This is a genomic window from Rhodococcus sp. H-CA8f (assembly GCF_002501585.1).
Taxonomy (GTDB): Bacteria; Actinomycetota; Actinomycetes; order Mycobacteriales; family Mycobacteriaceae; genus Rhodococcus_F; species Rhodococcus_F erythropolis.
In genome coordinates, this window is sequence record NZ_CP023720.1 from 5460882 (window position 1) to 5484362 (window position 23481).

Below are 23481 nucleotides of genomic sequence, written 5' to 3' on the forward strand. Positions count from 1 at the left end.
CTGGTCAGAAGCCGTTCATCTTCGAGACCAGTTCGGCGAAGGCATATTTGACGCTCAGCGACGTGGGCGAAGCCAGTGCCATGACTCGGGCCAGACCGAGCTGCTGAATCAGCCTGCCGTCCTTGACTGCCGGCAGGTCGGCAAACAACTTGTCCCCCATCAATCCGGGGAGCCCCTGACCACTCGCGTCGTTGAGCACGATCACGTCCGCGTCCAGTTCGTTGTACTGTTCGCGCGATGCAGTCACCGACCCCTGGGTGTCGCCGCACAGCTCTGCGCTTCCGGCCGACTGCTTCAGTCCGAGCTGGGACATCAGGATGACTCTGCCGTCGTCGGCGCAGTAATTGGTGAGGCCGTCGATGTTTCCCGAGAGGAAGGTCAAGGTTTTCCCGTTCAGATTCGGGGACCCCGCAGCCAGGTCGGCTATGGAATCGTCAGTTTCCTCGATCAGCTCAGCCGCCCGCTTCGGTTGTCCGAGTACTGAACCGATAGTCGACATCTGCTCTTGCCACGTAGTCGCCCATGCGGTCTCCTTGAACGGAATCGTGGGTGCGATCTGAGAAAGACGTGCGTAGTCGTCTTCGGTGATTCCCGAGACCACCGCGATGATCACGTCCGGCTCCAACGCCAGGATCTGCTCGAAAGGCACACCGGAAGTGCTGTCGAGCAACGTGGGTTCGACGTCGCCCAACAATTCTTCGTCCCACGGCAGGATTCCGTTCTCCAAGCCTGCCCCACTGAACGACTCCATGGCGACGGGCGTCTTGCCCAGTGCCAGGACCGAATCCTGGCTGTTCCAGCCGATGGTCACGATCCGCTGAGGTTCGGTCTCGATGGTGGTCGAGCCGTACGCATGGTCGATGGTCGCCGGCAGAGCGCCGGCCTCGGCCAACTGCGTCGTGTCCTCCGACGCTGTTGACTCGGTGCTGCTCTGGCAGCCTGCGAGCAGGGCAATCGCGGCCAACGCAGCCACTATTCGGGTAGTGCTTTTCATCTTCTGTCAGCTCTCTTCGCAAACGTACTTGTTTCGACCAGGCAGGTATATCGAGACCTGATCCCGGTAATGGGGTGTCGATACTCCATCTGTCCGCTGCCGCGTAGCCCTTGGCATCTGCGAGCACTTTCCGCACCCGCTCCGGCTCTACCGTAGAACTGCACAACGAGTGTTCAGATCTGGGCGAGGAGTTTCACGAGTGTCAGCGCTGCCCGAAACTCGTTCCGGTCCGATGGAGATGATCAGAGTCGGATCGTTCTCCTCCGGACGCGGCCCGCGACTGGTTGCAGCTGTCACCGGCCAGGCGTCGTATCAGGTAGCTCAAGCCCTCATTCCGGTGCTGATCGGTACCGTCGTCGACCGTGCAATCGGAAAGTCCGACAGCACAGCACTTCTCGTATGGCTTGCTGTGTTGTGTGCTCTGTTCGTGGGACTTGCTCTGTCGTGGCGCATCGCAGTTCGCCTGAACACGCAGGTCTTCGTCTACGGCGAACACGACCTACGATTGAACGCTGCCAGACGGGTACTCGATGCCAGAGGCATGCAAGCTCAGCGCTCGACGGGTGAAGTTCTCACCATCTCCACCTCGGACGCCTCACACGTATCGGGCTTCTCCTGGGTTGTCGCCGAACAGGGCTCAGCTTTTGCGGGGCTCGCCGCGGCAGTGATTTCGCTTGCCTTCGTCTCGTGGCCGCTCGCACTGATCGTCGTACTCATCACTGCTGCGCAGCTCGTATTCATCCACAAGATCAGCGGTCCACTGGACGAGCGTGTGTATGCAGAGCAGAAGAAGGCAGCCGAGGCAGGCATGCTTGCAACTGATTTCACGCTGGGCCTGCGGGTACTGAAGGGTTTCGGGGCTGAGCCCACGGCCCTGTCGCGATACGTCAACGCGAGCCGGGAGTCGATGAAGGCAGCGATCCGGACGGTCAGAGCAATGTCCAGCCTGACCGCGCTCAATTCCGGGGTCTCCGCGTTGGTGCTGGCTTCGGTCGCGCTTGGAGCCGCGTGGATGGCGCATCAAGGCACGATCACCGTGGGCAACTTCGTCACCGTTGTCGGCTTGAGCAGGGTCATTGCCGGTCCGATGGAAACTCTGGGGTTCTTCGGTGCAGAACTCGCTGCCAAGCGAGGCTCCGCACGCAGACTGTCCGAACTCCTGGCCGAGCCGCACCTGATCGAACCGCCGCCTTCCACCGCCCCGATTAGCGCTGTCAGAAGTGAAGACGCCCTGCTGATTTCGACGGACAACGGAACCGTCGTCTCAGCTCGCCGCGGCGAGGTGGTGGGCGTGCGCGCGGACGATTCCGCTCACCGACTGGCACGCCAACTCGCCTTTCAGACTCCGCTGGACCCCGACTGCTACTTCGTATTCGGCACCGATGCAACCGAACTCGGTCCGGACGGAGTTCGCGATCAGGTGTTCGTCTCCGCTCATGAAGGAACCGTGTTCACCGGCACCGTCTTCGACAATCTGGCTGCACCGAACGTCGACTCGTCGGCAATGACGTCATCTGCGCTCGACGACGTGTTGACGCATCTGCCCGACGGCCACCTCTCCGAGGTAGGTGAGCAAGGAAAGAAACTCTCCGGAGGTCAGCGCCAACGACTTCTGCTCGCCCGCGCTTTGCATCAACCCCAGCCGATCCTGGTCCTCCACGAACCCACCACTTCCGTGGACTCTGTCACCGAGCATCGAATTGCACACTCACTGAGAAACTTTCCCGACAAGGCCATTGTGGTGATCACCTCGAGTCCGACCTTGCTCCATTCGTGTGACCGTGTCGTCACGATCGACCACGCCGCTCGGGACGGAGACTCGCTGTGACCGACACCCTTCCGGATGCATCTGCTGTTCCGGCTACATCTGCCTTGCCGATCGCGTCGACCACACAGACGGTCCGCGCATTGATCGCACTGCTTCGGCCACGGGGGCGAGCGCTCGCACTCACGACCGTCGTACTTCTCTCCGCTACGGCCTGCGGCCTGACCACCCCGGCGCTGCTCGGGCTGATGGTCGATGCGGTCACGGAGGGCAAACCGTTTGTCTCACTTCTGCGTATCACCGCGTTCATGCTCGGCGCAGCGGCAGCAGGGGTTGCGCTGACCTGGTGGAGCACACAGCTTCTCGCGAATGTCGCGCAGAACGTGCTGGCCGATCTTCGTGAGGACGTGTTCGCCGCCACCCTCGCGCAGCCGTCGTCACTGGTCGAGGATGCCGGAACCGGTGATCTGATTTCCCGGGTCTCGGGTGACGTCGAAGCGGTCAACACCGTTATCGCACGGGTGCTGCCCGCAACGGTGTCTGCCCTGTTCATGATCTCACTGACGCTTGTCGGTGTGGGAGTGATCGATTGGCGATTCACCGTGGCAATCGTTGCCGTTGCACCAATTCACTATTTCGCTCTTCGCCATTTCCTCCGACGCTCCGGACCCGTCTACCGACGCTCACGCGCTGCGCAGGCCAGGCGGGGACAGCAGCTCATCGAAACCCTGGGTGGTGCAGGTACTGTCACTGCCCTGCGTCGAACCGACGAGCACATCGGCCGAATCGCCGAGACCTCCGAGCATGCCATCAGCTTCGACATGCAGGCAGTTCGACTGCGCACCAACTTCTTCGCTCAACTCAACGGCGCCGAACTGCTCGGACTGGCCGCGGTCCTGAGCGTCGGCTACTGGCTCGTGACCACGGGATCGGTGTCCATCGGGGCCGCTACCGCCGCTGCGCTCTACTTCCACAGTCTGTTCAGCCCCATCGCGGTATTTCTCTCGAACATCGACGAATTGCAGGATGCGGGTGCCAGCCTGGCTCGCCTGATCGGTGTCACCGCGATGCCCGGGCGTCCCGCGAGCATTCCTGCCTCGGCTCGGTCCGCACCCATCGGAGTCGACGTGAAGCGGGTTTCTTACTCGTACGACAACTCCACCCCGGTGATCGATTCGATCTCGATCTCGATCGCACCGGGGGAACGAATCGCCGTCGTCGGCAGCAGTGGTGCCGGAAAGACCACACTCGCCAAACTGATTGCCGGCATCATTCCCGTCGGGGACGGGCGAATCACCGTCGACGGCACACCGATTGACGACCTGAGTGATGCCGAACTTCGGCACAAAGTCGTCCTGGTCAGCCAGGAAGTTCACGTGTTCGTCGGGACGATCGCCGACGATCTCCGGTTGTGCGCACCAGATTCGGACGATGCGAAGATCACCGAAGCCGTCGAAACGATGAAAGCTCAATGGATCCATGAGCTTCCGGACGGGCTCGAGACCAGGGTCGGGGCGGGCGGGTACCAGTTGACGGCGGCACAGGCACAGCACATAGCCCTCGTCCGGCTGGCTCTGCTCGACCCGCCCGTCGTCATCCTCGACGAGGCGACTGCCGAAGCCGGAACCACTGCAGCAGGTCTACTCGATCAGGCAGCCGAGCTCGCAGTCACCGGCAGGACTGCCGTGGTGATCGCACACCGCCTGAGCCAAGCAGTCCGCGCCGATCGCATACTCGTCATGAGCGGTGGCCGCGTGGTCGAGAGCGGGACACATGACGAACTGATCGGCGCGGACGGTTCCTACGCTGCACTGTGGGAAGCCTGGTCGGTACGGAGCTAGAACCCCGCCAGGCTCACCTGAAAGCCGTTACAACTCAGCTGCTACGACGCCTGCGGGCGATGTCCGCCAGGACGACTCCGGCGGCAACCGAGGCGTTGAGCGACTCGACCGGACCCGCCATCGGAATCGACAGGATCGCGTCGCAGTTCTCGCGGACGAGGCGCGAAAGGCCCTTGCCCTCGGAACCGACCACGATCACCACGGGACCGCTGCCGTCGAAATCGTCGAGAGTGGTGTCACCTTCGGCGTCGAGACCGACGACCTGAACACCCTTCGACGCCCAGTCCTTGAGCGTGCGAGTGAGGTTGGTTGCCCGAGCAATCGGCAGACGAGCGGCAGCACCGGCGCTGGTACGCCAAGCGACAGCACTCACGCTCGCGCTACGACGCTCCGGAATCACGACGCCGTGTCCACCGAAAGCTGCGACCGAGCGCACAACGGCACCCAGGTTGCGGGGATCGGTGATGTTGTCCAGCGCGACGAGCAGAGGGGGCTCGGCGTGCTTACGTGCCTCGGACAGAAGATCGTCCGGGTGCGCGTAGCGGTACGGCGGAACCTGCAGAGCGATGCCCTGGTGAAGACCGTTGGCGCTGAGGCGATCCAGATCCGAGCGCGGCACCTCGAGAATGGAGATACCGGAGTCGGCAGCCCGCTGAACGGATTCCTTCAACCGGTCGTCGCTCTCGGTACCGACAGCCACCCACAGCGCCGTCGCCGGAACACCCGCGCGCAGGCACTCCACCACCGGGTTGCGACCGAGCACGGTCTCTGGACCGTCGAGAACCTTGCGGCCCGGCCCCGGACGGCCACCGCGGCCCTGGTTCTGCTTCTCGTCGGCCCGGGCGGCGCGCGCTGCACGCTTTGCCGCTGGGTGCTTGGTGCGTGCCTCGGCGGGAGGGGTAGCACCGCGGCCGGCGAGACCACGCTTGTGCTGGCCACCGGAACCGGCAACCTGGCCCTTCTTGGTGCCGCCCTTACGGACTGCGCCGCGCCTGCTCGAGTTTCCAGCCATTGTTACTGCCCTGCCTTAAGGGACCATTCGGGTCCGTCGGGAGTATCGGTTACTTCGATACCCGCCTTGATGAGGCGATCGCGGACCTCGTCCGCCACCGCCCAGTTCTTTTCCGTACGTGCCTGCTGCCGACGATCGAGATCGGCCCGCACCAACACGTCCAAAGCTTCCATTGCCGTCTCGGTGTCGCCACCGGACTGCGTCCAATGCTCGTCGAGTGGGTCGACGCCCAGGATCGCGAGCATGGCCCGCACCTGACCGGCGGCCACCCGAGCCGCGTCGAGATCACCGGCAGCGAGCGCGGAATTACCCTCGCTCGCCTTGCCGTGAATCTCGGCCAACGCGATCGGCACCGACAAGTCGTTGTCGAGAGCCGCCGCGAAACCTTCGGTCCACGTACCGAGTTCGACGCCACCCGCACGCTTGTGTGTGCGCAGGACGAACGACTCGAGCCCCTGGTAGGACTTCGCGCTTTCGTCCAACGCCTCGTCCGAGTACTCGAGATTGGAACGGTAGTGCGCACTACCGAGGTAGTACCGAAGTTCTTGCGGACGAACCTTCTTGAGCACGTTCGGCACCGAGAGAACGTTGCCCAACGACTTGGACATCTTCTCGCCACTCATCGTGACCCAGCCGTTGTGCAACCAGTACTGAGCGAAATCGTCGCCGGCGCACTTGGCCTGCGCAATTTCGTTCTCGTGGTGTGGGAAGACGAGATCGCGTCCACCACAATGGATGTCGAACGCGGCCCCGAGGTAGAACTCCGCCATGGCCGAGCACTCGAGGTGCCAGCCCGGACGGCCAGGTCCCCACGGCGTCGGCCACGAGGGCTCACCGGGCTTGACGGCCTTCCAGAGGGTGAAGTCGCGAGGATCGCGCTTGCCCTCGGCCGCACTCTCGCCCTGATGAACGTCGTCGAGTTTGTGGCCGGACAGTGCGCCGTACTCGGGGTAGCTCTGCACGTCGAAGTAGACGTCGCCGCCCGCCGCGTACGCGTGGCCGTTCTCGATCAGGCGTTCCATCATCTCGACCATCTGCGTCACGTGACCGGTGGCCCGCGGCTCGATGGACGGCGGCAGCACACCCAGTTGGTCGTAGGCCCACGTGAACGACCGCTCGAACGTCGCCGCCCACTCCCACCAAGGTCGACCGGCGCCGGCGGCCTTGTTGAGAATCTTGTCGTCGATGTCCGTCACGTTTCGCACGAAGGCAACGTCGTTGCCGTGCGCCAACAGCCAGCGTCGCAGCACGTCGAAAGCGACGCCGCTACGAACGTGTCCGATGTGAGGATCGCCCTGAACTGTCGCCCCACACAGGTACACCGATGCATGTCCGGGGGCCAACGGAACAAAATCCCGAAGGGCCCGCGTACCGGTGTCGTATAGGCGCAGGGTCACGACCAGCGATCTTACCTGTCGTGTTCGGTTGTCATGACCAACGCGGTGGCCATGGCGGCGATCCCCTCGCCGCGACCGGTCAAGCCGAGGCCGTCCGTGGTGGTCGCGGACACCGAAACAGGCGCGCCGAGAATGTCCGAGAGCACCTTCTGTGCCTCGCCGCGTCGCGGCCCGATCTTCGGTCGGTTGCCGATGACCTGCACCGCGGCGTTGCCGACGGTGAACTGGTTCTCTTCGAGCAGTCGACGAACCTCGGCAAGCATTCGAGCGCCGCTCACGCCGTCCCATTCGGGCCTGCCGGTGCCGAAAACCGAACCGAGGTCGCCAAGACCTGCGGCGGAGAGCAACGCGTCACAGAGCGCGTGGACGGCGACGTCGCCGTCCGAATGCCCCGAGCACCCGTCTGCTTCCTCGAACAGCAACCCGGCCATCCAGCAAGGTCGGCCGACCTCGATGGGATGAACATCCGTGCCGAGACCGACGCGCATCTATTTTCCGTCCTGTGAGTCCGCGCTCAACTCTGTCTGCGAGATCAGGAGCGCCCGTGCAAGGACGAGGTCGAGCGGAGTGGTGATCTTGAAGGCGAGAGCGTCGCCGGGAATCGTCTGCACCGAAACACCGAGACGCTCCACCAGAGCGGCGTCGTCGGTCGCGGCGACATCACCGGCGTCGTACGCACTGCGCAGGACGTCGGTGGAGAAGCCTTGAGGAGTTTGAACCGCACGCAACTCCGAACGCAGAGGCGTTCCGGTGACTGCGCCGAGTACGTCGACCGACTTGATCGTGTCGGTAACCGGGAGTACCGGGATGACAGCGGAGCTGCCGGCTCGGAGAGCGTCGACGACGCGCGCGATCAACGCCGGCGGCGTCAATGCCCGCGCGGCGTCGTGCACGAGTACAAAATCTGCATCGCCGGCAGCACTGAGACCGGCTCGAACCGAATCGGTTCTTTCGGCACCACCACCGACGACGTCGACGTCCGATGCACGACCGAGGTCGGCTACGACGGATTCGACCAGTTCAGGCGGCACAATGACAACAACGCGGTCGATCGCTCCGGATTTCCGGAGTCCATCGACCGCGCGTGCAAGCATGGTGCACCCACCGAGTTCGACAAATGCCTTGGGCAATTTCTCGCCCAATCGCACTCCCCGACCTGCGGCAGGTACCAGGGCTACTACTGCCACTGTCAGCTTTGTTGTGTTGCAGTCAGGACGCGGCCGCGAGGACCTCGTCGAGAATGGTCTCTGCCTTCTCGGTGTCAGTGCCCTCGGCGAGCGCGAGCTCTCCGACGAGAATCTGACGAGCCTTGGCGAGCATGCGCTTCTCACCAGCGGAAAGCCCGCGGTCCTGCTCACGACGCCACAGGTCACGAACAACTTCCGCAACCTTGTTCACGTCACCTGAGGCAAGCTTCTCGAGATTTGCCTTGTATCGACGAGACCAGTTGGTGGGCTCCTCGGTGTGCGGTGCTCGCAGAACCTGGAAAACCTTGTCGAGGCCTTCTTGGCCGACCACGTCACGAACTCCGACGTACTCTGCGTTGTCTGCAGGAACCCGTACTGTGAGATCGCCTTGAGCGACCTTCAGAACCAGGTACTCCTTCTGCTCACCCTTGATGGTGCGGGTTTCGATAGCTTCGATCAGCGCCGCACCGTGATGGGGGTATACGACGGTGTCTCCGACCTTGAAAATCATGTGTCCCGTGCCCCTTTCGATTCCACTAGTTTAACACGTGAAAGAACCGACCACTCATCAACTGTGCAGGTCAGGGGCATCCTTGCTCGAGCGTAGGGGTTGACAGGGCTTGTTGTACGTGCATTCAACTGGTCTGGAGCACCCCTGCATAACCGACTGAAAGCCCACGCAGACAACCGTTGTGGCGACCCGACGGCCAGCCCGCGGGACCTTATCTACTACTCTGCCTAGTGGAGTGCGAACCTGACGCCGTGGAGGACAAATCGTGACTGCTATCCGTAAGCCGACTCGTCGAGTCGCTACCGCCATTGCACTGGCTGCAGGCGCAGCCATCGCGCTGTCCGCTTGCGGTTCCGGTCAGGTGAGCCAGACCGCCGTCCAGCAGGCCGCCGTGAACGGCAACAGCGCCGACCTCGGTGAGATCGCACTGCGCAACGTGCACATCGCCTACCCCTCGTCCGAGGAATACAGCATCGAGCCGGGCGGCAACGCCGTGCTCGCGTTCACCGTCGTGAACGACAGCGCCGAGACCACGGACAAGCTCGTCAGCATCACCACCGATTACGCAGCACGCGTCATCGCGGGTGAAGAGGTAGGTGGCTTGACGATCAAGCCGCAGACGTCGCTGCAGGCCGGCCAGTTGCCCGCAGGCGAAGGTGCCGCGACCGAGGCAGAGACCCAGATCAAGAACAACGAAGAGAACGACGACGCACCCGCTGCGCTCACTCTCGTCGTTCTGCAGGACATCAAGGCAGGCGTTCGCCCCGGCTTGACCGTCCCGATCACCTTCAAGTTCGAGAAGGCCGGCTCGGTCACCGTCGACGTACCGGTCGACGCAGGCCCGCAGCTCGAGCGCAACGAGTCGGACAAGTCTCCCGACGTCGCAGAAGCCGGGCACTGAGCGCCGAATCACCAAGGCGCACACTGCGCTTCGCAGAACAACTTCAGAATCACACTAGAGGCGGGGTCCATGTCGGACCCCGCCTCTAGTCTGTCCCGGTGGCCAAAGTGAAATCGAACTACCGCTGCTCCGAATGCCAGTCGGTAGTGCCCAAGTGGGTCGGTAGATGTCCGGACTGCGATTCGTGGGGCTCGATGACCGAGGTCGCGGTAGTGGCACCCGTCGCCAGTCGCGCCGGCGCCTCACTCGCCAAAGCAGGATCGAGCGCCGTACTCCCTACGACGCCGGCCACGCCGCTGACACAGATCGACAGCACCTCGACGCAGGCCAAGCCCACCGGGATCGGCGAGTTGGACCGCGTCCTCGGCGGTGGCGTCGTACCTGGTTCGGTGGTGCTGCTCGCGGGCGAGCCCGGAGTCGGAAAATCGACGCTACTTCTCGAGGTCGTCTACCGCTGGGCGATGCGCAGCGCGGATGATCGAGCGTTGTACGTCACCGGCGAGGAGTCCGCCGGTCAGGTTCGACTTCGGGCAGATCGCACCAACTCTGTCCACGAACGGATGTATCTGGCGGCCGAATCCGATCTCGCGACCATCCTCGGCCACATCGAGCAGGTCAAGCCGACCCTGGTCATCGTCGACTCGGTGCAGACCATGCTTGCTGCCGACGTCGACGGAGTCGTCGGCGGCGTGACTCAGGTCAAGGCCGTCACCAGCGCCTTGACCTCCCTGGCGAAGGCCAGTGGAATCCCGGTGCTTCTGATCGGCCACGTCACCAAGGACGGCGCCGTCGCCGGACCGCGCTCGCTCGAGCATCTCGTAGACGTGGTTCTGCACTTCGAGGGTGACAAGCACTCCACGCTGCGCATGGTCCGCGGCGTCAAGAACAGATTCGGTGCGGCCGACGAGGTGGGATGCTTCGAGCTGAGCGAGCAGGGCATCAACGAGATCAGCGATCCGTCCGGCCTGTTCCTGCATCACCGCGAAGAAGCTGTGGAAGGCACGGCCGTCACCGTAATGATGGACGGTAAGCGACCGCTACTCGGTGAAGTTCAGGCCCTCGTCGCCGCCACGCCTCTACCGACACCTCGTCGAGCCGTCAGTGGGCTCGACACCGCCCGCGTGGCCATGGTTCTGGCCGTGTTGGAGCGCCGCGTCGGGGTGTCGATCTCGAAGGCCGACGTCTACGTGGCGACCGTCGGCGGTATGCGGATGACCGAGCCGGGTGCCGATCTGGCTCTCGCGATAGCGGTCGCTTCCGCTGTGAAAGCCAAACCTGTCCCCAAGGGGCTCGTCATCCTCGGCGAGGTCGGACTCGCCGGAGAGGTTCGACGAGTTGCCGGTGTGAACCGACGGCTGATCGAAGCTGCCAGATTGGGATTCACCAGCGCCATCGTGCCGGTCGATTCCGGCCCGAACATTCCCGGCATGCGCGTCAACGAAGTAGCGAACCTGGCCGAGGCACTCGCCTATGCCGGATTGATGGGCGGCAAACAAGCCCCGTCTCGCCCAAAGCTCACTCCGGTGAAGTGACCGGCCTGCGGCCGACTACCGCATCAGACCGACGAGGTGCCGAACGGGGAAGTCGGTTCGCCGTCCACGAACTCCTTGGTCTTGGCGAAGTGTTCCGACGTGATGGTCAGGAACAGTCCGCGGGACGTTCCCACCACCGTGTCCGGATCCGCTGTCGGACCTTCGACGATCACCGCTTCCGCGCTGGTGTAGACCTTGCGGCGCACAACGCCGTCGATGCGAGCCCGAAATTCGAGCACCGATCCCAACGGGATGGGCCGGGCGAAATCGATCTCGAGGTGCCCGGTCACCACCGGCGAGCCAAGAGCCATGCATGCCATGCCTTGCGCCTCGTCGAAAGCCGTCGACAAAATACCGCCGTGAATGACCCCCGGACCGCCCTGATACTTCTTGGCGACCTCCAGACGGCCCGTCACTTCCAACCCGTCACCAGCCCTGAAACTCATCGCCATTCCCGCAGGCTGGTCGTCGCCGCAGCCGAAGCATTTCGACCAGTGCTGAGGCAACTTCTCGCCGGCGGCCGGAAAGAATTCGACCGGCTCCGGGACAGTCAGGTCATCAGGCAGGGTCCAGGTACTACTCATGGATAGGTAATCTAAACGGGGATCAGTCCGGCGCAGGCATCGGACCCGACCGAAGTGACATCGACCTCAGCAGGGAGTTTCTCAATGATCAGTGCGATGGCGGACACACAGTCGTCGTCGGCATTGCGAGAGACCATCGCCAGGTTGGCGCCGGGTACCGCTTTGCGAGACGGGCTCGAACGAATTCTGCGCGGACGTACCGGCGCGCTGATCGTCCTCGGATACGACGAGGAGATGGAAGCGCTGTGTGACGGCGGATTCAACCTCGACGTGGAGTTCGCACCGACCCGATTGCGTGAGCTCTCGAAGATGGACGGCGCGGTAGTCCTCTCGACGGACGGCACACGCATCGTGCGCGCCAACGTCCAACTGGTTCCCGATCACAAGATTCCCACCGTCGAATCCGGCACCAGGCACCGTGCCGCCGAGCGCACGGCAATTCAAACCGGCTATCCCGTGGTCTCGGTCAGTCAGTCGATGTCGATCGTCAGTGTGTACGTCGGCGGTATCCGGCACGTCATCGACGGCTCGGCCACCATACTTTCGCGCGCCAACCAGGCCGTCGCGACGCTCGAACGATACAAAGCGCGACTCGACGAAGTGACACGGCAACTGTCGGTGGTCGAGATCGAGGATTTCGTGACTCTGCGCGACGCGTTGACCGTCGTACAGCGACTCGAAATGGTTCGCCGTGTGTCGATCGAAATCGAGCAGGATGTCCTCGAGCTCGGCACCGACGGTCGCCAGCTGGCACTGCAGCTCGAAGAACTGGTCGGCGACAACGACATTGCACGTCAACTGATCGTTCGGGATTACCTTGCCGGCCCCGAACCCATCGGCACCGCGGCGATGGACAACGTCCTCGTCGCACTCGATCGTGTCACCGACGCCGACCTACTCGATCTCACGACTCTTGCGCGTGTTCTCGGTTATCCGGGCACGATCGAAGCCCTCGACACTCCGATGACTCCTCGTGGATATCGCGTACTGATGCGTGTGCCTCGATTGCAGTTCCATCAGATCCACCGGTTGGTCGGATCCTTCGGCACTCTCCAGTCGCTGCTGGCCGCTACGGCTGCCGATCTGCAGTCGGTCGAGGGCATCGGCGGGCTGTGGGCCCGTCACATACGTGAGGGACTTTCCCGGCTCGCGGAGACGTCGATCACCGGATCGTTCAACTAGCGGGCCTGTTCGGGCTTGCCCGCTCTCACGCGATGTTGAACGGCTCCGGGGAGCTTCGCAGTGCACCGAGCTGACCGACAACCGTGTACGCGCCTGCGCCCACCGGATTGCGCTCGGGGTTCTGCGCGGTCGCGCACTCGGGGGTCGACGTCGTGGCCGACCAGGCGACCTTGAACGCAGCTTGCTCACCGGGAGCGAGATTGCGCACGTCAGCGGCGGGCTGCGGGTAGCAGTCGACGTTGGACCACAAACGGGTCTTGCCGTCGATGCTGTAGACGAGCACCTGCTGAAGGCCGCCCGCCAGATCTCGATCACAGGGTGCCGAACCGATGTTGGTGATGACGATCGTGAAGGACGGCTCTTCACCAGGAGCGAATGTCGCCTTGTCTGCGGTCGCCTTGACTGCCAGCGACGAGTCCGCGCACTGACCAGCCGGGACCGGAGCGCCGGTGGTCGACGAGGACGATGCCGACGTCGACGATCCCGAAGCCTGCGTGCCCGAGCCACCTGATCCACCCGCAGCACCGCCACCCGAACCACCGTTACCGTCCGGCGCGTTGGAGCCGGAAGGGTTGGGGGTGAAGGAGACGTCCGTCGTCAGCGAGGAACTCGCAGCGGCCGAATTGGCCTCAGGAGTATCGCTTCCACCGCCGAAGAGGGCGGACGCCGCCCAGATGATCAACGCCAGTGCAATGACGGCGGCACCAATGGCCAGCGCCCGGCGACGCCAGTAGATCTCGGGGGGCAGTGGTCCATTCGGTTCCAACACGGACTCAACGGTAGTTGGCGCAGGGTCCACTAACCGTCAGCTGAGGCGGCGTGTCGGTACCCATTGTCTACTACCGGGTATCACTGCCCCGGAAGATCTAACCCTCGACGGTCTCGACGCTCTCGCCGATGTCGCCGACCGCGCCCTGAACTCGCATGTGACCGTCGGACAATGTGTACGTGACGCCGACGATCGCGCACGCACCGTTGTCCACCTTGTCTGCGATGATCCGCGACCTCTGCATGATCAACGAGCCGGTCTCCACGACGTGTCGACCTTCGAGTTCGTCGACGGTGGACAAGCCTTCGTTGCGACCCATCAGGATGGACGGAGCAACGCGCTCGACCACGCTGCGAATGAAGCCGTCGGGAACCGCACCCTTGTCCAGGGCGTCGAGCGTTGCCTTCACGGCACCGCAACCGTCGTGACCGAGGACGACGATGAGCGGCACGTTGAGCACGTGAACGGCGTACTCGATCGAACCGAGCACCGAATCGTCGAGCACGTGACCTGCCGTACGCACGACGAACATGTCGCCGAGGCCCTGATCGAAGATGATCTCGGCGGCTACGCGCGAATCACCGCAACCGAACAGCACCGCGGTGGGGTGCTGCCCATCGACGAGCTTCGCGCGATCGGCGATTCCCTGGCTGGGGTGAATGGACGCGTCGTTGACAAATCGCTCGTTGCCTTCGCGAAGGGACTTCCAAGCGGAAATGGGGCTTGATCGTGGCATTCACTCATTGTGCACCCGTCGCATTTCGGACTCTCGCCGGGAAGGTTGCGTAGACGCAAACGGAAGCTCCGCGTCCACATTCACGCCTTGTGATGGCGTGCCCGAATTGGAACTTACTTCAGAGTCAGTTTCCTGATACCGTCTCCGAACGTGACCTGGAGCACTTCGACCTTCCGAGTGTGATCGAAGAAACCCGACCAGAACGATTCGGCCGGAAAGGGGGATGGCGTGAGCACTGAAGTTGGAACAACCGGGGACGCGACGCCTGCCTCCCCCGCCAAGACGAACATGTTCTCGAACCTGCTGTCCGAGATCGGACTGCTGTTCACCTTCACCGTTCGCGTATGCGTCGCCGCTTTCACAACTCTGCGACACAAGCGCCTCGCCTGGCGTGAAGCGCTCGACCAGATGTGGTTTCTCGCCCACGTCACCTCGGTCGCTTCGGCACTGGTGATGATTCCCCTCGGCGTGGGCGTAGCTCTCCAGATCGGTTCGCTCGCAGACCAAATCGGCGCGGGTTCATACAGCGGTGCAGTCGTCGCGTTCCTCATCATCGGACAGGCCGGACCGCTGGTCTGCGCCCTGATCATCGCCGGCGTCGGCGGTTCCGCAATCTGCGCAGATTTGGGAGCGCGCACGATCCGCGAAGAGATCGATGCGCTCGAAGTACTGGGCCTGCCGGTGTTGGAACGCCTGGTCGTGCCGCGGATGATCGCAATTGCCGTCGTCTGCCTCCTGCTGAATTCGATAGTTCTCGTGATCGGTTTGGGCGCAAGCCTCTTCGTTCACGTCCTGATACTCGACGGCAACGCACAGAGCTTCCTGCGCAATCTCGTTCAATTCAGTCAACCGAGCGACTTCGCCGTCTCCGGTATCAAAGCCGTTGCCTTTGCTCTCATCTCGGGAATCGTGGCCTGCTACAAGGGCCTGACCGTCAAGCGCGGAGCTCAAGGCGTCGGCGACGCAGTCAACGAGACCGTCGTGCTCTCGTTTGTCCTCGTGTTCGTCGCCAACCTCGCAATTACCCAGTTCTACCCGCTGTTCGTCTCGGTGAAGGGTGCCTACTGATGCACCTGCCCATCGCAATTCGTGCCAAGCGGGCCAGTTCGCGCACCGTCGACGGTCTGAGTCGACTCGGCGATCAGTTCACGTTCCACGCGCGCGTCATCATCTCGATTCCGGCAACCCTCAAGCGATATTGGCGTGAAGTCGCCCGTCTCGTCGCCCAGGTAGCATTCGGTTCGGGCACCCTGCTCGCCGGCGGCGGCAGCGTCGTCGTGATCTTCGCGATCTCGTTCTTCGCAGGTTCCCAGATCGGACTCGAGGGCTACCGCGGACTCAACCTCGTCGGCCTCGCACCGCTGTCCGGCGTGATGTCCGCCATCGCGAATACTCGTGAGGTCGCACCACTCGTTGCCGCAATCACCTTGGCTGCCAAGGTCGGAACTGGATTCACCGCGCAGCTCGGAGCCATGCGGATCTCCGAGGAAATCGACGCACTCGAAGTCATGGCGATTCCCTCGCTGCGATACCTGGTCACCACCCGAATGATCGCGGCGCTCATCGCGGTGGTCCCGCTGTACCTGGTCGGCCTGTTTGCTTCGTACATGGCAACGGCGCTCGCGGTGATCCGGGTCAAAGGCCAGTCGGAGGGAACATACGGCTACTACTTCAGTCTTTTCCTCTCGCCCAACGACATCTGGTTGTCGTTGATCAAAGTCATGGTGTTCGCGGTCGTCGTGACCCTCGTGCACTGCTACTACGGTTATACCGCGACGGGCGGACCTGAAGGCGTCGGGCGAGCAGCCGGGCGAGCGCTGCGCACCAGCATCGTCTTCCTGGCCTTCACCGACGTCGCCATGACCATCGCGCTCTGGGGACTCAAACCTCAGGTGCCCGGGTTGACCGGATGATCGTCACAGGCACCAGTCGAATTGCACTGGCACTGCGTGGTTTACTTGCGATAGTCCTGCTGATCGTCGCCTACGTCTTCTTGTTCAGCAGGGGCACGGACACGTTCAGTTCCACACCGCAGGTCAGTGCTGTCGTCCCTGCCAGCGCCGGTGCGCTGCGAGTCGGATCCTCGGTTCAGTACCGCGGCGTCGTCGTCGGTTCGGTCGCCGATATCGAGCCTGGCACCACCGCTTCCACCATCTCACTCGCAATCGACGAGGGTGCATTCGAGGACATACCGTCGACAAGTCAGGTGCGGCTGATGCCTCGCAACATCTTCGGCGACTTCTTCGTGGACTTGATTCAACCTGACGGTCTCTCGCGCGGTCCTGCTCTCGCGCCGGGTACCGAGTTGGTATCAGATCAGTCCGAAGTCGCGGTCCAGCTCTACCAATCGATCTCACGGATCTACTCGCTCGTTTCTTCCCTCGACCCCGCCGACATCAACGCGGCGCTCACGGCAGTCTCGGATGCGATGAGCGGCAAGGGAAACCAGATCGGTGAGTCTCTCGATTCAGTCCACCAAGCGTTGGTCGGTGCGCAGCCCGTCATCGACGGACTCGGTGACGACCTCGACGACATAGCCACGCTCGCCGACAGTCTCTCGACGAGTGCGCCCGACATGCTCGCCGCATTCGAGAACTCCATCACCACATCCAAGACCGTCGTCGAGAAATCCGACGGATTGGCGGGGCTTCTGCGAGCAGGCACCAGCACGGGATCTGCTGCCACGAGTCTGATCGGCGACAATCGCGACCGCCTGATCACCTTGGTCGACGACGCCGATTCCCTCACCGGTGCAATCACTTCGCGGTCGGACCACATCACCACCTTCTACAACGGCCTGCGCAATCTCACGATCAAACTCCCGCCCGCATTGGCGCACGGCCCGTGGCTCAGCACTGACCTGCGCCTGTCTGTCACAGATCTGTATCCGTACGGAAAGACCGACTGCCCACAATACGACGGGACCCGCGGCCCCAACTGTCCTGCCGCCGCGACCGCGTTCGGCGGAACCGTCGGCCCGGTCGGCAGCCCTGCCGAACAATCCCTGATCTCAGCTATCACCCAGGGCAGTACAGCTTTGGACACTCTCGTGGCGGGGCCGGTCTTTCGCGGCACGACGGTGGTGGGCGGATGAGCGTGAAGAAATCTCTGATCAGGTTCGGACTGTTTGCCGCGCTGTCGATTCTCGCCACCGTGGTCGTGGTGAGCACTCTGATCAACCCAGTCTCCGGGTCTAGTTCGCAGTACCGGGCCGTCTTCGTCAATGCCTCCGGCCTGGTCACCGGCAGCGATGTTCAGATCGCCGGGGTGCGAGTAGGGCGCGTCGACAGCGTCGAGTTGGTGAACAACCAAGCCGTCGTCGGCTTCGAACTCGAATCTACACAACGTATTCCGACCGACGGTCGGGCTGTGGTGAGGTATGCAGATCTGCTGGGGGCACGGACGATCTCGATCGAACCCGGACAGGGCGAACTCGTAGCCGGCAACTACCTCTCCCCCGGAGCCACAATTCCCGTGGAACAGACTCAGCCGGCGATCGACCTCACCGACATCCTCGGCGGTTTCCGTCCCCTGTTCGACGCACTTGACCCCGCAGAAGTCAACGAGCTTGCCGCACAAGTCGTCCAGGTATTCCAAGGACAAGGTTCCACCATCGAAAGCCTGCTGGAGCGCACAGTTGCCGTCACCGAGAACTTGACGTCCCGAGACGCGATCTTGGACCAACTACTGACCAACCTCGACCGGGTACTCACCGTCACGACGACGAATCGACCCAACTTCGTCGAGATGATCAACACGCTCGACACGCTGGTAGGCGGTTTGGCACAGGATCGCCAACAGATCTCGGCCGCAGTTGATTCCGCAGGTGCCCTGACTTCTTCCCTTCAGGACTTGGTGACGCGCGTGGAACCGGACTTGGCTGGCGCGCTGACTTCGATCGATCAGTCGGCCAGCGTCGTCGTCGACAATCGTGAGTCGCTGGCGACCGGTATCACCGCTTTCGATCAACTGTTCACCCAATTGGGAATCGCAATGAGCTACGGCAGTTGGGCGAACATCTACATCTGTAATTTCCGGCTCAGCGCGCTGGACCAATCGGTGACTCTCGGCGGCCCCGAGCGTTCGGCGGTGTGCCGATGAACTGGCTCACCGTCAAGAACCCGGTCCGCAACGGAATGATCTGCATTCTCGTCGGAGTCTGTGTCGTTCTGGCCGCACTCGTTGTCCCTCAATTGATCTTGAAGGTCAAGACCAACGAGTACAACGCCGTGTTTGCCAACGCCACCGGATTGACGCAGGACGATCCGGTCAACGTCGCGGGAGTCCCGAGCGGGGTGGTCACCTCGTTGGCGGTCAGCGGCAACTCTGTTGAAGTCACCTTCCGACTCGACGACGGCGTCACTCTCGGCGAAAACTCGCGCGCGGACATCAAGATCTCGACTCTGCTCGGCCGACGCTCGCTCGACATCACTCCGAACGGATCGCGCTCGTTACCCGGAGGTTCGACCATTCCCATCGAGAACACGAGTGTTCCGTTCACCCTCGACGATCTCGGACGAGGAGCACAATCCACTTCGGAAAACCTTGATCTGCAACAACTGCGAAACATGCTGACCGTGGTGTCCGACAACTCACCGGACGATCCCGAGCTCATTCGCCGCTCGCTCGAGGGAATCGACGCACTCTCCGGAGTAGTCAACGACAACGACGTTGCGCTCCGTTCCCTTCTCACCGGAGCGCAGCAGACGACCGCAACACTGATCGAGCAGAAGGACACTCTGGAAACCCTTCTGGGAAATGCGGACCTGGTGATGGCCACGATCGCCGACCGGCGAGATGTGCTGAATGCGCTTGTACAAGACCTCAATCAGTTGAGCACCACACTTGCCCAGTTCCTGGGTGACAACCAGGCATTGGTCGACTCGGTCATGGGAGACATCCACGAGGTGACGGGAGTTCTTTCCGAGAACGAACAATCACTGACCACGTTGCTCGACAACTTCGCCCCCAGCGTTCGGTACGTCACCAATGCGACCGGTAACGGCAACTGGCTCGACCTCAACTCGCCCTCCACCCTCATCCCGGACAACTGGTTGTGCGTCGTCGGGCTCGTTCAGGGGTGTCGATGACCACGACCGTCAAGAAGCTCGCCGTGCTGGCAGCGATAATGATCTGCGCGATCGGTGCGGTCCTGTTCGTCACGCGTGACGAACACCAACTCACTCTCACTGCCGAATTCACCTCGACAGACGCCATCTTCACCGGCAACACGGTGACTATTCTGGGAGTTCCCAGCGGGAGGGTCGAGAGCGTCACGCCGGAAGGGTCCCGGGTACGAGTGGCGATGAGCCTGCCATCCGGAACACGCATACCGGCCGACGCGCAGGCCTGGGTCCTGTCTCCTTCGGTCATCAGCGACCGAACGATCGAACTCGGCCCCGGCTACGAGGACGGTGAGTTCCTCGCGGACGGCGCAGTGATCCCTCTCGAACGAACTCACTCCCCTCTGACATGGGACCAGCTCACCGCATCGGTGAACGAACTGACGGTGGCGCTCGGCCCTGGCGCGGACGGCGGTGGGATCGGTGACCTCATCGGAGAAGGCGCCCACGCGTTGGACGGCAACGGGCAAGCATTCAACGATGCCGTTCGGTCCATCTCACAGGCTAGTTCGGTACTGGCGGGTGCAAGTCCCGACATCTCCGAACTCGTGAAGAACCTGAACACCCTCGTGCAGTTGATCGCGGACAACCAGACCAAGGTCGACTCGCTGTCGAATTCGGTGACAGTCACCGCCCGCGCGTTCAGTACCCAGCGAGATGACATCAGCGGGGCGCTCGATTCCCTGACCACGTTGCTCGGACAGGTCTCAGCGCTACTCGCCGAACACGGCGAGGCGGTCACCGCCGATCTGGGTGCGCTCGCACAGTTGGCCGGTGCAGTCGCGACCAAACAGGACCAACTGCGCGAGATCATCGAAACGGCACCAACGGGATTCGAGAACGTCGCCAACCTCGTCACCGAAGAAGGCCGAGCCAGAGCGCGATTGAACGTCGCCACCGATCTCTCACAGTTCGACACGACGCGAGAACTGTGCGAGAAGATGCCGATTCCGCTGTGCACCGGGCCTGGGATCGTCAATCCCATCGAATTTCCTTCGGCAGGCAGCTCCGACCTGGCACGCATCCTCGGTGGGGGCAACTGATGGCGTCGAACAAGTCCGTGGTGAGCGTTGTCGTGGCACTTGTCATCGCGGCGCCGTTGACCGGCTGCAGTCTCAACTTCCAGCACCTCCCCCTCGGGCGCGGTCTGCCAGGAGAGTCGTACCCGCTGAACATGGAATTCGTCGATGCGTCATTACTCCCCGTCGGCGGCGAGGTGCGGATCGGCCAGGCAGTGGTCGGCAGAGTCATGTCGATGAGCGCGGAAACATTTGCAGCCGTAGTACATACAGAAATTGAATCGGACATCGAACTGCCCGCCGGGACCCGCGCTCGGATCGAGCTGTCCACCCCGATCGGCGACGCATTTGTCAACCTCGAAGTTCCGGTCGATCCCACGGGCCCCAGGCTCGAACCAGGTTCCACCATCGCGCGATCGGAGACCGTGCGCGGACCCGATGTCGCACAACTGCTCGGCGCCGTCGGAACTCTGTTGAACGGCAGTGGGTTGGCGCAGGTCAAGAACATCGTCAGTGAGGCTGATCAGATTCTCGACGGCAGGGAAGAGACGATCCGCGATCTGCTTGCGCGCCTTGACACTTTTCTCGGAACACTTGACGACCGAAAGGAATCGATCAATTCGGCACTGAATTCACTGAACCGGCTCAGCGCTCTGATCGGTGACGAGAGCGCCACCATCGACGAAGGCTTGCGAACACTCACACCCGCATTGGGCGTGATCGCCGACCAACGGCAACCGCTCCTCGATCTACTCGACGAAACCGATCGGCTCAGTACCGCAACCAATTCCGTGCTCGACCAGTCGGCCGACCAGATCTCCGAGATCACCGGACGACTGTCACCCATCCTCGACCAGTTCTCGGCAATGGGCCCGACACTGAGTGAGACCATGTCCAACCTGGACAACGCAAGAGCGCTCCTCGAGCGCGCCAGCCCAGGTGATTACGTGAACATCGACCTCGACGTCGATGTCGAGGGCACCGTGACCGGGGTGCTCAACGAGATAATTCCGGGCGCCGCACCGCCACTGCCACCTCTGCCCGCCTCCGATCGGGAACTGCCGATCACGACACCCCTGCAAGGAGGAACGCGATGAAGAACCGAACCGTCTATTTCGAGATCGCCGCCTTTCTCCTCATCGCGGTGGTCAGCACGACGTACGTGCTCCGACAAGTAGGTGCCGGAGATCCCTTCACCGGAACGTTCTCGGTCACCGTCGAATTGGAGAACGCGGCCGGAATCGCTCCGGGTTCGGAAGTGGCCTATCGCGGAGTCACCGTCGGCGACGTCGAGTCGGTGGAGGAGGACTCTGCCCAGGACCTCGTCGTGATGACGTTGAGCATCGCCGCCGACCAACAGATACCCAACGATTCGCATGTGGCCATCAGCCAGGACACCGCCGTTCCCGTATTGAAAGTTCAGTTGTCCTCGCAGACCGACGGCGGCCCGTATCTGGTTGAAGGTTCGGTTGTTCCGACTGAGCGCACTTCGATCCCGGTCGCGTTGGGAACCGTGATTGCGAATTTCAACGCTGCTGCCGACACCGTCGATCCGGCAGATCTGCGTACCCTCTCGCACGAACTCGGTGAGGGATTGAACGGATTGGGTCCGGATCTGCAGGCGCTCGTCGACAACTTCGACGTGCTCGCGCGCACTGTCCAAGCCGATCAACCGCGTGTCAACACACTCGTCGAGAACTCGCGCTCACTGTTCACTGCGAACGAGGAAAATGTTGACGCTCTTCCCGAAGTTGCACTCACACTTCGCCAATTGACAGATCAGGTACGAAACTCCGATCCGCAACTGCGCACACTCCTCGATCGAAGCCCGAGTGTTCTCGACAATCAGATACTGCCTCTCATCGAACAGAGTCGTGAGCCGTTCAGTCTGCTGTTGGCCAATTCTCTCGTCTCCACTCAGATCGTCACTGCACGGATGCCTGCCGTCGATGCCTTGTTGGTGGTGGTGCCCAAAGGATTCGAGAAGTTCGGAAGTATCGTCAAAGACGGACGGGCACAGCTTGATCTGATCACAGCACTCGGCCCGGTCTGTATCTACGACACGCCCCGGCGATCGGTACAGGACACCTCACCGACCACGCTCGACAAGAACCAACACTGCGCGGACCAGTCGGGCCGGATCCAGAATCGCGGTTCGCAGAACGTCCCCACCGGAACTGGAACGATCGACGGGGTTGCCGAATACGATCCTGCTCTCGGCACAGTTGCGGCCGGTGACGGAACGTCGATTCGTCTGGGCCTCAACGGTGGTCAGAACACCGTTCTCGGTGACAACTCGTTTGCCGCACTACTAGTACAAGGAACGCAATGACCGAGACACCCCAACCCCAGACTCCCGAGAGTCCGACACCCACAATCGTCGAAAAGCCCAAGCGGCTTCGCAAGCAGACCTTGTTGATCGTTGCCGGCGTCCTGGTCGTGGTCGCGGCGCTCGGATGGGGCGCATTCGCGACCTGGCAGAAATCGGCCGACGAAGACGCGCGTACCAGCGCACTGGACAGCGGACGGCAATTCGCCACTGATCTTGCGACGTACAACTTCCAGAACCTCGATCAGAATCTTTCCGTGGTGCGTGACAACTCTGTCGGTGAGTTCGCCGGTCAGTACGCCCAGGTGGCAGCCAACCTGCAGAACATGATCGTGCAGTATCAGGCGACCTCGTCCGCTCAGATCATTTCAGCCGGACTGGCGAGCAGTGATCGCGACAACGCCGAGGTGCTCGTGTTCCTCGATCAGACCATCACGAATACCAACTCCCCCGATCCGAGGATCGACCGTAACCGCATGCAACTTTCTCTGGTCCGCGAGGACGGCGAGTGGAAACTGAGTAACGTGCAGCTGTTGTGACCCGAAGGTCTGGCGTCACATACAGCCGTGTCGGCGACTGCCGATAAAGTGGCGTCCACA

23 protein-coding genes are annotated in these 23481 nt (G+C 62.4%); 14 read left to right on the top strand and 9 right to left on the bottom strand.

Features of this window, described 5'->3' with window-relative positions:
* Positions 1 to 4: 4 nt before the first annotated feature.
* On the bottom strand, positions 5 to 994 hold the full coding sequence (locus tag CPI83_RS25380; protein ID WP_232816804.1) for an iron-siderophore ABC transporter substrate-binding protein: 990 nt from the start codon (positions 992 to 994) through the stop codon (positions 5 to 7).
* A gap of 199 nt (positions 995 to 1193) precedes the next feature.
* Here CPI83_RS25380 and CPI83_RS25385 point away from each other — a divergent pair, with 199 nt between their 5' ends.
* Positions 1194 to 2822: an ABC transporter ATP-binding protein gene (locus CPI83_RS25385; RefSeq protein ID WP_097387903.1), complete on the top strand. Its 1629-nt coding sequence runs from the start codon at positions 1194 to 1196 to the stop codon at positions 2820 to 2822.
* Positions 2819 to 4600 (top strand): ABC transporter ATP-binding protein, encoded by a 1782-nt coding sequence (locus CPI83_RS25390; protein WP_097387904.1) that lies wholly within the window; start codon positions 2819 to 2821, stop codon positions 4598 to 4600. The genes CPI83_RS25385 and CPI83_RS25390 overlap by 4 nt, the downstream gene beginning before the upstream one ends.
* Before the next feature lie 34 nt (positions 4601 to 4634).
* On the opposite strand, the gene rlmB is transcribed toward CPI83_RS25390, so the two are convergent.
* The 5 genes from rlmB to carD are packed head-to-tail and all read right to left on the bottom strand — an operon-like array spanning position 4635 to position 8707.
* The gene (gene rlmB / locus CPI83_RS25395; protein ID WP_097387905.1) at positions 4635 to 5612 is read right to left on the bottom strand and encodes a 23S rRNA (guanosine(2251)-2'-O)-methyltransferase RlmB; all 978 of its coding nucleotides are present in this window, start codon (positions 5610 to 5612) and stop codon (positions 4635 to 4637) included.
* A gap of 2 nt (positions 5613 to 5614) precedes the next feature.
* Positions 5615 to 7009, bottom strand: coding sequence for a cysteine--tRNA ligase (gene cysS / locus CPI83_RS25400; RefSeq protein ID WP_003945830.1), 1395 nt, complete (start codon positions 7007 to 7009; stop codon positions 5615 to 5617).
* 11 nt (positions 7010 to 7020) lie between these two features.
* Complete coding sequence (gene ispF / locus CPI83_RS25405; protein WP_019746837.1) at positions 7021 to 7497, bottom strand: 2-C-methyl-D-erythritol 2,4-cyclodiphosphate synthase; 477 nt, start codon at positions 7495 to 7497, stop codon at positions 7021 to 7023.
* Positions 7498 to 8196 (bottom strand): 2-C-methyl-D-erythritol 4-phosphate cytidylyltransferase, encoded by a 699-nt coding sequence (gene ispD, locus CPI83_RS25410; RefSeq protein WP_097387906.1) that lies wholly within the window; start codon positions 8194 to 8196, stop codon positions 7498 to 7500.
* 22 nt (positions 8197 to 8218) lie between these two features.
* Entirely contained in the window at positions 8219 to 8707 is a 489-nt protein-coding gene (carD, locus tag CPI83_RS25415) for an RNA polymerase-binding transcription factor CarD (RefSeq protein ID WP_003945666.1), read from the bottom strand.
* A gap of 265 nt (positions 8708 to 8972) precedes the next feature.
* Between carD and CPI83_RS25420 the strand changes: the two genes are divergently transcribed.
* Both CPI83_RS25420 and radA read left to right on the top strand, forming a co-directional pair.
* Positions 8973 to 9608 carry a copper chaperone PCu(A)C gene (locus CPI83_RS25420; protein ID WP_003945942.1) on the top strand — a complete coding sequence of 212 codons (636 nt, stop codon included), beginning with the start codon at positions 8973 to 8975 and terminating at the stop codon, positions 9606 to 9608.
* Positions 9609 to 9706: 98 nt separating this feature from the next.
* Positions 9707 to 11140 carry a DNA repair protein RadA gene (gene radA / locus CPI83_RS25425; RefSeq protein ID WP_024487740.1) on the top strand — a complete coding sequence of 478 codons (1434 nt, stop codon included), beginning with the start codon at positions 9707 to 9709 and terminating at the stop codon, positions 11138 to 11140.
* Between the two features lie 23 nt (positions 11141 to 11163).
* Here the strand turns inward: radA and CPI83_RS25430 are convergent, their stop codons facing one another.
* Entirely contained in the window at positions 11164 to 11724 is a 561-nt protein-coding gene (locus tag CPI83_RS25430) for a PaaI family thioesterase (protein WP_019746834.1), read from the bottom strand.
* Positions 11725 to 11820: 96 nt separating this feature from the next.
* On the opposite strand from CPI83_RS25430, the gene disA reads away from it, so the two are divergent.
* Entirely contained in the window at positions 11821 to 12906 is a 1086-nt protein-coding gene (disA, locus tag CPI83_RS25435) for a DNA integrity scanning diadenylate cyclase DisA (RefSeq protein ID WP_024487741.1), read from the top strand.
* Between the two features lie 25 nt (positions 12907 to 12931).
* Here the strand turns inward: disA and CPI83_RS25440 are convergent, their stop codons facing one another.
* Both CPI83_RS25440 and CPI83_RS25445 read right to left on the bottom strand, forming a co-directional pair.
* Entirely contained in the window at positions 12932 to 13675 is a 744-nt protein-coding gene (locus CPI83_RS25440) for a DUF4232 domain-containing protein (RefSeq protein ID WP_019746833.1), read from the bottom strand.
* A gap of 97 nt (positions 13676 to 13772) precedes the next feature.
* Positions 13773 to 14411, bottom strand: coding sequence for a carbonic anhydrase (locus tag CPI83_RS25445; RefSeq protein ID WP_019746832.1), 639 nt, complete (start codon positions 14409 to 14411; stop codon positions 13773 to 13775).
* Between the two features lie 228 nt (positions 14412 to 14639).
* Between CPI83_RS25445 and CPI83_RS25450 the strand changes: the two genes are divergently transcribed.
* Genes CPI83_RS25450 through CPI83_RS25490 form a run of 9 tightly spaced genes read left to right on the top strand, consistent with a single transcriptional unit; the run spans position 14640 to position 23421 of the window.
* A complete protein-coding gene (locus CPI83_RS25450; RefSeq protein WP_232816805.1) occupies positions 14640 to 15479 on the top strand; it encodes an ABC transporter permease in 840 nt (279 codons plus the stop codon).
* Entirely contained in the window at positions 15479 to 16324 is an 846-nt protein-coding gene (locus tag CPI83_RS25455; RefSeq protein ID WP_019746829.1) for an ABC transporter permease, read from the top strand. Before CPI83_RS25450 ends, CPI83_RS25455 begins: the two co-directional genes overlap by 1 nt.
* Positions 16321 to 17505, top strand: coding sequence for an MCE family protein (locus CPI83_RS25460; protein WP_097387908.1), 1185 nt, complete (start codon positions 16321 to 16323; stop codon positions 17503 to 17505). Before CPI83_RS25455 ends, CPI83_RS25460 begins: the two co-directional genes overlap by 4 nt.
* On the top strand, positions 17502 to 18512 hold the full coding sequence (locus CPI83_RS25465) for an MlaD family protein (RefSeq protein WP_020906102.1): 1011 nt from the start codon (positions 17502 to 17504) through the stop codon (positions 18510 to 18512). Before CPI83_RS25460 ends, CPI83_RS25465 begins: the two co-directional genes overlap by 4 nt.
* Positions 18509 to 19501: an MCE family protein gene (locus CPI83_RS25470; protein WP_020906101.1), complete on the top strand. Its 993-nt coding sequence runs from the start codon at positions 18509 to 18511 to the stop codon at positions 19499 to 19501. The genes CPI83_RS25465 and CPI83_RS25470 overlap by 4 nt, the downstream gene beginning before the upstream one ends.
* Positions 19498 to 20577 (top strand): MCE family protein, encoded by a 1080-nt coding sequence (locus CPI83_RS25475; protein WP_052740911.1) that lies wholly within the window; start codon positions 19498 to 19500, stop codon positions 20575 to 20577. The genes CPI83_RS25470 and CPI83_RS25475 overlap by 4 nt, the downstream gene beginning before the upstream one ends.
* Positions 20577 to 21650, top strand: a complete 1074-nt coding sequence (locus tag CPI83_RS25480; protein ID WP_097387909.1) for an MCE family protein — start codon at positions 20577 to 20579, stop codon at positions 21648 to 21650. The genes CPI83_RS25475 and CPI83_RS25480 overlap by 1 nt, the downstream gene beginning before the upstream one ends.
* A complete protein-coding gene (locus CPI83_RS25485; protein ID WP_097387910.1) occupies positions 21647 to 22885 on the top strand; it encodes an MlaD family protein in 1239 nt (412 codons plus the stop codon). Before CPI83_RS25480 ends, CPI83_RS25485 begins: the two co-directional genes overlap by 4 nt.
* Entirely contained in the window at positions 22882 to 23421 is a 540-nt protein-coding gene (locus CPI83_RS25490; RefSeq protein WP_021332354.1) for a hypothetical protein, read from the top strand. Before CPI83_RS25485 ends, CPI83_RS25490 begins: the two co-directional genes overlap by 4 nt.
* Positions 23422 to 23481 lie beyond the last annotated feature (60 nt).

Bases quoted from the DNA above. Each gene is read 5' to 3' on its own strand.
- CPI83_RS25380 (WP_232816804.1), bottom strand. From the start codon at position 994: ATGAAAAGCACTACCCGAATAGTGGCTGCGTTGGCCGCGATTGCCCTG.
- rlmB (WP_097387905.1), bottom strand. From the start codon at position 5,612: ATGGCTGGAAACTCGAGCAGGCGCGGCGCAGTCCGTAAGGGCGGCACC.
- ispF (WP_019746837.1), bottom strand. From the start codon at position 7,497: ATGCGCGTCGGTCTCGGCACGGATGTTCATCCCATCGAGGTCGGCCGA.
- carD (WP_003945666.1), bottom strand. From the start codon at position 8,707: ATGATTTTCAAGGTCGGAGACACCGTCGTATACCCCCATCACGGTGCG.
- CPI83_RS25430 (WP_019746834.1), bottom strand. From the start codon at position 11,724: ATGAGTAGTACCTGGACCCTGCCTGATGACCTGACTGTCCCGGAGCCG.
- disA (WP_024487741.1), top strand. From the start codon at position 11,821: ATGGCGGACACACAGTCGTCGTCGGCATTGCGAGAGACCATCGCCAGG.
- CPI83_RS25445 (WP_019746832.1), bottom strand. From the start codon at position 14,411: ATGCCACGATCAAGCCCCATTTCCGCTTGGAAGTCCCTTCGCGAAGGC.
- CPI83_RS25455 (WP_019746829.1), top strand. From the start codon at position 15,479: ATGCACCTGCCCATCGCAATTCGTGCCAAGCGGGCCAGTTCGCGCACC.
- CPI83_RS25460 (WP_097387908.1), top strand. From the start codon at position 16,321: ATGATCGTCACAGGCACCAGTCGAATTGCACTGGCACTGCGTGGTTTA.
- CPI83_RS25465 (WP_020906102.1), top strand. From the start codon at position 17,502: ATGAGCGTGAAGAAATCTCTGATCAGGTTCGGACTGTTTGCCGCGCTG.
- CPI83_RS25470 (WP_020906101.1), top strand. From the start codon at position 18,509: ATGAACTGGCTCACCGTCAAGAACCCGGTCCGCAACGGAATGATCTGC.
- CPI83_RS25475 (WP_052740911.1), top strand. From the start codon at position 19,498: ATGACCACGACCGTCAAGAAGCTCGCCGTGCTGGCAGCGATAATGATC.
- CPI83_RS25480 (WP_097387909.1), top strand. From the start codon at position 20,577: ATGGCGTCGAACAAGTCCGTGGTGAGCGTTGTCGTGGCACTTGTCATC.
- CPI83_RS25485 (WP_097387910.1), top strand. From the start codon at position 21,647: ATGAAGAACCGAACCGTCTATTTCGAGATCGCCGCCTTTCTCCTCATC.
- CPI83_RS25490 (WP_021332354.1), top strand. From the start codon at position 22,882: ATGACCGAGACACCCCAACCCCAGACTCCCGAGAGTCCGACACCCACA.